Below are 9,277 nucleotides of genomic sequence, written 5' to 3'. Positions count from 1 at the left end.
TGGGTGGCGGAGACGAAGGGATTCGAACCCTCGAGACAGTTTCCCGCCTACTCCCTTAGCAGGGGAGCGCCTTCGACCACTCGGCCACGTCTCCGAGATCGCGTCTAGCAGGAACAAACCGGGGATCACAAGTGGAATCTTCTTTTCTTGCATCCATTGATTTCACCCCACCAACACGTTGCGAAAATCAGCGCAATAAACTAGAACAAAGAGTGAACATAAAATTGGATTCGGTGTCACGTGTATGGGATCGCTACGTGTACAAAAAATGCTGGCAGGGCAGGGCGAAAGGCCTGCTCCGATGCCGCACACCCTGTCGGAGGCCTTTCCTGCCGTCCCCACGGACGCCAGCGCCATCGGGTTTGCCCTCTCACGTTTGCCGCGCACAGATGCGCCGGTGCTTTGGGTGCAGGATCGTTTGTCCCGCAAAGAAGCCGGGCGGCCGATGCTTGCAGGCCTGCGCACGACCCGTCCGATAATTATGGTCGATCTGTCGCGCGCTGCCGATGTGCTTTGGGCGATGGAGGATGGTTTGCGTTGCCGCAGTCTCGCCGCCGTGATCGGAGAGATTTGGGGCGATCCGCCCGTACTCGATTTTACCGCGACAAAGCGGCTTGCGATGCGCGCAGAGGCTGCGGATGTCTCATGCTGGTTGATCCGGCGTGCGGCCAGCCCCGACCTCAGTGCGGCCCGCGACCGGTGGCGCGTTGCCACCCTTCCGTCTGCCCCAAACCCGCACGATGCCCAAGCCCCCGGTGCGGCGCGTTGGTCACTGGATCTGTTCCGTTCGCGGCGCAGGAAGCCTGGACAATGGGTGGCCGCCTATGACGGGGCGGCGGATCGTGTCCATTACGCTGCCCCAGTTCGCGATCGAGCGTTGGACCAAGCAGATGGAGCGGCAGGGCAACGCGCCGCCGGATGATGTGCCCGTTGTGCTGGCCCGCGAAGGCCCGCACGGGCCGGTGATCCATGCCGCCAACCGCTGCGCGCGTCTGAACGGTATTCAGCCCGGATCGCGTGTGGTGGATATGCGTGCGATTTGTCCTGAATTGCAGGTCCAATATGCCGATGAAGCGGGGGACCATGCCGCCCTTGACCGTCTGGTGCTTTGGGCCCGCCGTTTTTGCCCTTGGACGTCACGGGACGGCCATGACGGGTTGATCCTTGATACGACCGGCGCCGATCATCTTTGGGGTGGTGAGGCTGCGATGTTGGTTGAGATGGAAACCCAATTATCCTTGCTTGGGCTGACCGCACGGCTTGCTGTGGCACCCACTTGGGGGGCGGCCTGGGCCTTGGCGCGCTTCGGCCCTGTGCGTGCGATCTGCGGGCCAGATGAGGCGTATTTCAAGCTCGCTCCTTTGCCTGTGACCGGGTTGCGGCTGGATGGGCCGACGGTGCTTTTGCTGCGCCGCTTGGGGTTGAAAACCATTGGTGCTGTGATGGATGTGCCGCGCCTGTCGTTGACCCGTCGCTTTGTGAAAGCGGATTTGCAGGCCAACCCGTTGCTGCGTCTGGATCAGGCGATGGGTAAACTGGCTGAACCTGTCTCAAGCGTTGCGGCAAAGCCTGTGATCCGCGCCTTTGCGCGTCTGGCCGAGCCTATTTTTGATCCGACCCCGCATTTGCCGGAGCTGTGCGAGGATCTTTGCGCGCAACTCAAACACGCGGGCCAAGGTTGTCGCCGTTTGCATCTGATGGTCTATAAAACCGACGGTGATGTCAGTCAGATCGATGTGGTGACCTCTGCCCCGACCCGTGATGCGGGGCATCTTCTGGGGCTGTTTCGCGATAAGGTGGAACGGATCAATCCGGGCTTTGGGTTTGATCTCATTACCCTGATGGCAGGTGCTGTTGAAGAGATCACGGATAGCCAGACCCAGCTTGGCGGCGGGGCGGATGATGATTTGCAGCTCACACAACTGGTGGACCGCCTAAGCGCGAAATTCGGTCCCCGTGCTGTCACCCGCCCTGTGCAGCGCCAAAGCCACCTGCCAGAGCGGGCGGAGGCGCAGATTGCAGCACTTGCCGCGGCCCCTGCGGAAGTGGCGTTGCTGACCAGGGAACGCCCCTTGCGCCTGTTCGATCATCCAGAGGAGGTGCGCGTTCTTTATGCCGTGCCCGAAGGTCCGCCTGCCCAGTTTATCTGGCGCAGGCAAACCCATCGCGTGGCGCGCTATGCAGGGCCGGAACGGATTGCGCCGGAGTGGTGGAAGGATCGCCCCGGTACCCGGTTGCGCGACTATTTCAAGGTCGAGGATCAGGCGGGGTTGCGGTTGTGGCTCTACCGCGAGGGCCTGCATGAAGACGGCCGCGGCGGGGACCCGCGCTGGTTTGTGCATGGGTGTTTTGCGTGATGGGTGTTGGCAAAGAACGAAGGGCCGCGCCTGACCTTGAGGAGGTGCAAAGCGCCTTCCCGGGGGGAAGGTCAGGCGCGGCCCGACCTATCGGTCGAACCCAATGGTCGCGAGGGCACCATGCCTGAAAACGACCACCAACATCCCCGCCGTACCCTGGAGGACGGCTTTACCCCCAACCCCCGCGCGTCTTTTGTTGAACTGGGTGTCACGACTTGCTTTTCCTTCCTGCGCGGGGCCTCTGATGCTGTTGATCTGGCCGCGGCCGCCTGGGCGCTGGGGTACGATGTTTTGGGCTGTGCCGATCTCAACACAATGGCCGGTGTTGTGCGTTTGCACACCGAGGCGACCAAAGCGCATATACGTCCTGTGATCGGCTGCCGCCTGCAGCTCATCACAGGTGACGCATTTCTGGTTTACCCCAAAAACCGCGCGGCTTATGGGCGCCTTTGTACGCTGTTGTCCAAGGGGAAAATGCATGATGCAGAAGGCGTCTGGCAGGTCAAAGGTGCCTGCGATATCACGCTGGATGATCTTGCGTACCACAGCAAAGACGTGCAACTGATCGCGATCCCGCAGGAGAATGTCGATCACTTTGCAGCGGGTCTCAAGCGGTTGGCAACTGCGTTACCTACGCTCAAACACATCGCCGCGAGCTATCTTTATCGGGGCGACGACCGGGCGCGGATTAACCAATTAGATACGCTCGCGCGCCAGCATGGACTGTCCATTCTGGCCACCAATGATGTGCATTATCACGCCGCAGAACGGCGTCCCTTGCAGGATGTGATGACCTGTATCTTGCATAAAACGACGATTCAAAAGGCAGGGTTTTTGCTGGATGCCAACGCAGAGCGGCACCTGAAGTCACCAGCACAGATGCAGCGGCTCTTTGCGGATTGGCCGCATGCGATCAGCGCCACCCGCGCAGTTGCTGATGCCTGCGATTTCAATCTTACTGAGCTGTCATATGAATACCCAAATGAGACTGTGCCGGAGGGCTATAGTGCCCAGGCCTACCTTGAAGAACTGACATGGAAGGGTGCTGCATTCCGCTATCCAGATGGCACCCCCGATCATATCAAGACGGTTCTGCGCAAAGAGTTACAGATGATCGCAAAGCTTGATATCGCGCAATATTTCCTAACCATCGAACAGATCGTTGATTTCGCGCGCCATCAGACCAAGCCGGAAATCCTCTGTCAGGGCAGGGGATCGGCAGCCAATTCAGCCGTCTGTTATGTGTTGGGTATTACTGCGGTTGATCCGGTGCACAATGATCTTTTGTTTGAACGTTTCATCAGTGAAGAACGCAAAGAGCCCCCCGATATCGATGTCGATTTCGAACATGAACGCCGCGAAGAAGTCATCCAGCATATCTACGACAAATACGGTCGTGACCGCGCCGCTCTTTGTGCGACCGTGATCCACTACCGCCCGCGCATGGCGATCCGCGAGGTGGGCAAGGTTATGGGCCTGTCCGAGGATATCACGACCGCCTTATCCAAAACGATCTGGGGGTCATGGGGCCGCGAGGTTGGCGCGCGCGAAGCGGCAGAGGCGGGGTTGGATTTGAGCGATCCGCTGATGGCGCGCACCATTAAATTGGCCGATCAACTGATCGGGATGCCGCGTCATTTGGGCCAGCATGTGGGCGGGTTTATCCTGACCGAAAGGCCTCTGACGCAGACGGTGCCGATTGGCAATGGGGCGATGCCTGATCGCAGCTTCATCGAATGGGACAAGGACGATATCGACGAATTGCGCATTCTCAAGGTGGATGTGCTTGCACTGGGGATGCTGACCTGCATTCGCAAGGCCTTTGACATGATCGATGCGCATTACGGCAAACGCTTCAGTCTTGCGACGATCCCGCAAGAAGACCCGGAGGTTTATGACATGCTTTGCCGTGGCGACAGTCTTGGTACCTTTCAGGTCGAAAGCCGGGCGCAGATGAATATGCTACCCCGGATGAAGCCGCGTACCTTTTATGATCTTGTCATTCAGGTCGCCATCGTGCGCCCCGGCCCCATTCAGGGGGATATGGTCCACCCCTATCTGCGCCGTCGCAGCGGGAAAGAGGCGACGGTCTATCCATCCCCCGGGCCGGGCCATGACCCTGATGAATTGCGCAAAGTGTTGGGTCGCACCCTTGGCGTGCCGATCTTTCAGGAACAGGCGATGAAAATCGCCATGGTCGCGGCTGAGTTTTCCACCAAAGAGGCGAACGAGTTGCGCAAGGCGATGGCGACCTTCCGGTCGCGTGGCGGAATCGAAAAGCTACAGGAAAAAATGGTCAGCCGGATGATTAACCGCGGCTACGAGCCCGATTTTGCCGCCCGTTGTTTCGACCAGATCAAAGGATTTGGCAGCTACGGCTTTCCCGAAAGCCATGCGGCAAGTTTTGCGCATCTGGTCTATGTCTCGTGCTGGATCAAATGCCACTATCCGGATGTGTTTTGCACTGCTTTGCTGAATTCCCAGCCGATGGGGTTTTATGCCCCCGCGCAGATCGTGCGCGATGCCCGCGAACATCAGGTGATCGTGCGCGCGCCGGATGTGAATTATTCTGATTGGGACAACACACTCGAACCCATCGCCCCCAGTGTCTTTGCCGTCCGCCTTGGTCTGCGCCAGATTGATGGGATGCGGCAGGATATGGGCCAGCGGGTGATGGATGCGCGGGTGACGCCTTTTGTGGATCTGCAAGATCTCAAGGAACGCGCAAAGCTGGATGCAGGCACGATGCGCAAGGTGGCCGCAGCGGATGCGATGCGGTCCATGACGTTGGATCGGCGGCAGGCGCTGTGGGATGCGCGGGCTTTGCGCGACGCGCCTGATTTACCACTCTTTGCGGAAACCCGCGACGAGGGGGCAGAGGTCCGCTTTGATCTGCCGCAGATGCCGATCTGCGAACATGTGGTGGCGGATTACCAAACCACGCGTCTGTCATTGAAGGCGCATCCGATGTCGTTCCTGCGGGCCAGTATGGATAAGCAAGGGTATACGCCGACACGGATGCTGGAGCAGATGCGCAATGGGCAGTTCATTAAACTGGCAGGCATCGTTTTAATCCGACAGCGCCCCGGCAGCGCCAAGGGTGTGTGTTTTATCACGCTTGAGGATGAAACAGGCGTTGCCAATCTGGTGGTCTGGCCCAAAGTGATGGAGGCCTATCGCAAGATCATCATGCGCGCCCGTGTGATTGATGTCCAAGGTGTCGTGCAGCGCAGCGAAGATGTCATTCATGTGGTCGCCAATCACCTGACCGACCGCACCGATGCGCTTGAACGGCTCTCACATGACCGGATGGAGGCGCCGTTGGCGCGCGCCGATGAAGTCAAGAAAACGATCCCGCATGATCCAAGGGGCAGGCACCCAAGAGATGTGCGCGTGATCCCGAAATCGCGGGATTTTCACTGATCGCGCTCACAAAGCTTGCACGCCCAGAAACTTCACCACAAGGTGACACGTACAGGTATTCAATCGGAGCGGCGCAATGCAGGCACCCGCAAACTCCAGCTATGATGTCGTGGTTGTCGGCGGCGCGATGTATGGATCGTCCGTGGCATGGTTTCTGACGGACAACCCGGATTTTGACGGCACAATCTTGGTGGTCGAACGGGACCCGACCTATGAATTTGCCTCGACCTCGCATACGAATTCCTGCATGCGCCAGCAATTCAGTGCGCCGATCAACATCAAAGTATCGCAGTTCGCAGCCGACTTCGTAAAAAATTTCCGCGACTATATGGGCGGCGACGAAAGGGTGCCGCACCCACGTCTGCAAAGCTACGGTTACATGTACTTGGCGGACAATGAAGAATTCGCCGCGACCCTGCGCGAAGGACAAGCATTGCAGCAGGCCAATGGCGCTGGCACCAAACACATGACCCCAGATGAAATCGCCGCCGCCTATCCGTTCTACAACCTCGACGACATCGTCGCAGCAAACCACAATCTTGTGGATGAAGGATATTTCGACGGCAATACGCTTTTTGATTGGTGGAAGCGTTCGGCGCGCGAGCGTGGCGCTGAGTATGTGAACAACGAAGTCATCGCGATGAACCGTAACGCGGCGAATACGCGTGTAGAAAGCGTGATCCTAAAGTCGGGTGAGGTGATTAGCTGCGGCACAGTCGTCAACGCGTCCGGCCCCCGTGCCGTGCGGACTAGCCGCATGGCTGGCATTGAAATCCCGGTTGAGCCGCGCAAGCGTTATACCTTTATCTTTGAGGCTGAAAAACCGCTTGATCGCGATCTGCCGCTGACGATTGACCCGTCCGGGGTGCATATGCGCACCGATGGCACTTATTATCTGGCCGGATGTCCGCCCGATGATGATCCGGCGGTGGACTATGATGACTTTGTACAAGACCACAGCATCTGGGAAGAAAAGGTTTGGCCCACCATCGCCCACCGCATCCCACAATTCGAAGCAATCAAATTGCGCAATTCATGGGCCGGGCACTATGCCTATAACAGCTTCGATCAGAACGCGATCTTGGGGCCGCATACGGAAATCGAGAACTTCATCTTCGTCAACGGGTTCTCAGGCCATGGCTTCCAGCAATCCCCCGCGATGGGGCGCGGGACCGCCGAATTGATTACACATGGCGCGTACCGGACGCTTGATCTGACGCCTTTTAACTATGCCCGTATCGAACGCGGTGAGAAATTCGTGGAAAAGGCGGTCATCTAGCGCCTCTACGCCAATGACAAAGGAAAACACATGAAGAAAATTGTCCTGACAGGGGCCGCAGGTCAGCTAGGATCACGCCTGCGGGCACCGCTTGGCAAAATGTGCGATGAACTGGTCTCGACGGACCTTGCCGATGATATTGGTGCATTGAAGGCGGGCGAAAGCTACGTCAAAGCGGATCTGGCCAGCCTCGATGCCATGGTAGAGCTGCTCGAAGGGGCGGACATGGTTGTGCATTTCGGTGCCATCGGGGATGAAGCCCCTTGGGATGACATCCTGCAATCCAACATCATCGGCGCCTACAATGTCTGGGAAGCGGCCTATCGCAACGGTGTGAAGCGGGTCGTCTACGCCAGCTCTGTGCATGCAGTCGGCATGCATAAAAAGACCGACACCATCGGTTTGGATGCGCCGCACCGACCTGACACCTACTACGGTTTGGCAAAATGCTTTTCCGAAGACCTCGCCAGTCTTTACTGGGACAAGCGCGGGATCGAGGCGGTCTGTATGCGCATTTTTTCTTGCGCACCCGCCAACAACGCGCGCAGCATCGGGACATGGTTGTCCTATGATGACCTGATCCATCTGGTCGAACGCGCGGTTGATAGCCCGGTCGTGGGCTTTTCAATTGTCTACGGCATCTCTGACAATGACCGTGCCGTAGTGGACAACACCAAGGCGCGGCATCTTGGCTATCGGCCCAAGGACAACGCTGAACAATTCGCCAAGGAGATATTCGCTGCCACACCGCCCTTGGACAATACCGACCTTGCCAACCTATGCATTGGCGGGCCTTTCGCCACCGTTGAACTTGGCAATTCCGGGGTGGCAGGCATCACCCGGATGAATGCCTCAAAGGACGACTAACGCATTTTCCTGCGGCCCTGTGCGATCCACATGCCGGAAAGGATCAGCGCGACACCAACAACGCGCGCCCAAAGATTGCCGGGCGCGCCGAGGGCCATATCAAGCAACACGCCAAACACCATCTGCCCTGCAATAATCAGCAACGCGGTTTGCGCAGCACCGATGCGCGCGATCAGCCAGCTTCCGGCGGCAATGAAGATGACCCCAAGCGGCCCGCCAAAATACGCCCACCACGGCGCATTTTGCGGCTCACCAGCAAAAAGCCCGCCCAAGAGAAGCGCCACGACCGTGATAAAAACCAACCCCACAGTATGATTCCAGAATGACGATTCCATCGCAGAGGTCGAAAGCGCAAGCCGCCCGTTGATCTGACGGCTCAGCCCCACCAGAGCGCCTGCAAGGAATGCAAGTCCGGCAAAGAATATCATGGTGCGCCTCCCAAGAAGATCAGTATGAAACTGCCCGCAACAATCAACGACAATGCTGTGTAGTCCCGCGGCGACGGCATTTTCTGCGGCAGTCCGAACAGGCCGCGCATATCGGCAAAAAGGCTGAAAACCATTTGCCCCGCCAGCCCCAACGCGATGGTGCCGGAAAGCGCCAGGGCACTGTTCAAACTGGCTGACGTCAGCATCACCGTGACAGCACCCGAAACACCTCCAAGATAGACCCAAAGCGGCGGCCGTGTGGCCTCTGTGCGTTTGGGGCGCAAAACGGCAAGAAACAGCGCGGCGGTCACAGTGCCGGTCAGATGCGGCACCCAGGATGCAAAGAAAAGCGAGCCATAGGCCGCCAAAGTTCCGTTGAACAGCACCATCAGCGACAACAGGCCACCGGTGGCAAAGGCCGCGATGAAATGGGTGGAAGACTGCGCCTGCGTCATGCCGCCAAGATGTCTATCGTTCCTGACGCAAACGCAAGAGGTCTCGCACGGCGCCGTAATGCTCTGGCGATTTGACAGGTTGCGATGTTTTCACCTGCCGCAGTTGCGCAAGCAAGGCGCGGTTGCTTGCGGGCAACCCAAGCGCTGCGTAGCGCGACATCCAGCCCGGCAGTGTATCGATGGCATGAGCGTGCAAAACCATCTGTTGTTCTTGTGCGGAAAGGCTTTCGAAACTGTCTGTGCAATGGGTCTTTCGAAGCAGATCAACGCAAAGCGCAATCACCTGTGCGGCTGTCTCATCCTCGGGCGAGACAGCGATAGCGGAATTGTAGACTACTGACAAATTCGCATCCAAGCCCGCGAAGCGATGCTTCACCGACAGATGTACGAAGAGCCATAACGACGCCAAACTGATGAACAGGAATAATGATAACACGAGCCGTCTAGATCCTTATCGCTGCCCCAAAC

8 protein-coding genes and 1 tRNA gene are annotated in these 9,277 nt (G+C 58.2%); 5 read left to right on the top strand and 4 right to left on the bottom strand.

Features of this window, described 5'->3' with window-relative positions:
- Positions 1-4: 4 nt before the first annotated feature.
- Positions 5-94 (bottom strand) — tRNA-Ser (locus ACFDSS_RS11795).
- 150 nt (positions 95-244) lie between these two features.
- Between ACFDSS_RS11795 and ACFDSS_RS11790 the strand changes: the two genes are divergently transcribed.
- The 5 genes from ACFDSS_RS11790 to ACFDSS_RS11770 all read left to right on the top strand — a co-directional run bounded on the left by ACFDSS_RS11790 (position 245) and on the right by ACFDSS_RS11770 (position 7,926).
- Entirely contained in the window at positions 245-922 is a 678-nt protein-coding gene (locus ACFDSS_RS11790) for an ImuA family protein (RefSeq protein ID WP_375255938.1), read from the top strand.
- The gene (locus ACFDSS_RS11785; RefSeq protein WP_375255939.1) at positions 891-2,357 is read left to right on the top strand and encodes a DNA polymerase Y family protein; all 1,467 of its coding nucleotides are present in this window, start codon (positions 891-893) and stop codon (positions 2,355-2,357) included. Before ACFDSS_RS11790 ends, ACFDSS_RS11785 begins: the two co-directional genes overlap by 32 nt.
- A gap of 120 nt (positions 2,358-2,477) precedes the next feature.
- Positions 2,478-5,780: an error-prone DNA polymerase gene (locus tag ACFDSS_RS11780; RefSeq protein ID WP_375255937.1), complete on the top strand. Its 3,303-nt coding sequence runs from the start codon at positions 2,478-2,480 to the stop codon at positions 5,778-5,780.
- 76 nt (positions 5,781-5,856) lie between these two features.
- Entirely contained in the window at positions 5,857-7,059 is a 1,203-nt protein-coding gene (locus ACFDSS_RS11775; protein ID WP_375255936.1) for an NAD(P)/FAD-dependent oxidoreductase, read from the top strand.
- Positions 7,060-7,089: 30 nt separating this feature from the next.
- Positions 7,090-7,926 (top strand): NAD-dependent epimerase/dehydratase family protein, encoded by an 837-nt coding sequence (locus ACFDSS_RS11770; protein WP_375255935.1) that lies wholly within the window; start codon positions 7,090-7,092, stop codon positions 7,924-7,926.
- Here ACFDSS_RS11770 and ACFDSS_RS11765 read toward each other — a convergent pair.
- Genes ACFDSS_RS11765 through ACFDSS_RS11755 form a run of 3 tightly spaced genes read right to left on the bottom strand, consistent with a single transcriptional unit; the run spans position 7,923 to position 9,152 of the window.
- Positions 7,923-8,354: a DMT family transporter gene (locus tag ACFDSS_RS11765; RefSeq protein ID WP_375255934.1), complete on the bottom strand. Its 432-nt coding sequence runs from the start codon at positions 8,352-8,354 to the stop codon at positions 7,923-7,925. The genes ACFDSS_RS11770 and ACFDSS_RS11765 overlap by 4 nt on opposite strands.
- Positions 8,351-8,809: a DMT family transporter gene (locus tag ACFDSS_RS11760; RefSeq protein WP_375255933.1), complete on the bottom strand. Its 459-nt coding sequence runs from the start codon at positions 8,807-8,809 to the stop codon at positions 8,351-8,353. The genes ACFDSS_RS11765 and ACFDSS_RS11760 overlap by 4 nt, the downstream gene beginning before the upstream one ends.
- A gap of 13 nt (positions 8,810-8,822) precedes the next feature.
- Positions 8,823-9,152, bottom strand: coding sequence for a hypothetical protein (locus tag ACFDSS_RS11755; RefSeq protein WP_375255932.1), 330 nt, complete (start codon positions 9,150-9,152; stop codon positions 8,823-8,825).
- Positions 9,153-9,277: the final 125 nt, after the last annotated feature.

The sequence above is a fragment of the Yoonia sp. genome, assembly GCF_042093035.1.
Lineage (GTDB): Bacteria > Pseudomonadota > Alphaproteobacteria > Rhodobacterales > Rhodobacteraceae > Yoonia.
This window is presented reverse-complemented; position numbering and strand designations above follow the sequence as displayed.

Excerpts from the sequence above, each read along its gene's own strand:
- ACFDSS_RS11790 (WP_375255938.1), top strand. The coding sequence starts at position 245 with ATGGGATCGCTACGTGTACAAAAAATGCTGGCAGGGCAGGGCGAAAGG.
- ACFDSS_RS11785 (WP_375255939.1), top strand. The coding sequence starts at position 891 with ATGGAGCGGCAGGGCAACGCGCCGCCGGATGATGTGCCCGTTGTGCTG.
- ACFDSS_RS11780 (WP_375255937.1), top strand. The coding sequence starts at position 2,478 with ATGCCTGAAAACGACCACCAACATCCCCGCCGTACCCTGGAGGACGGC.
- ACFDSS_RS11775 (WP_375255936.1), top strand. The coding sequence starts at position 5,857 with ATGCAGGCACCCGCAAACTCCAGCTATGATGTCGTGGTTGTCGGCGGC.
- ACFDSS_RS11770 (WP_375255935.1), top strand. The coding sequence starts at position 7,090 with ATGAAGAAAATTGTCCTGACAGGGGCCGCAGGTCAGCTAGGATCACGC.
- ACFDSS_RS11765 (WP_375255934.1), bottom strand. The coding sequence starts at position 8,354 with ATGATATTCTTTGCCGGACTTGCATTCCTTGCAGGCGCTCTGGTGGGG.
- ACFDSS_RS11760 (WP_375255933.1), bottom strand. The coding sequence starts at position 8,809 with ATGACGCAGGCGCAGTCTTCCACCCATTTCATCGCGGCCTTTGCCACC.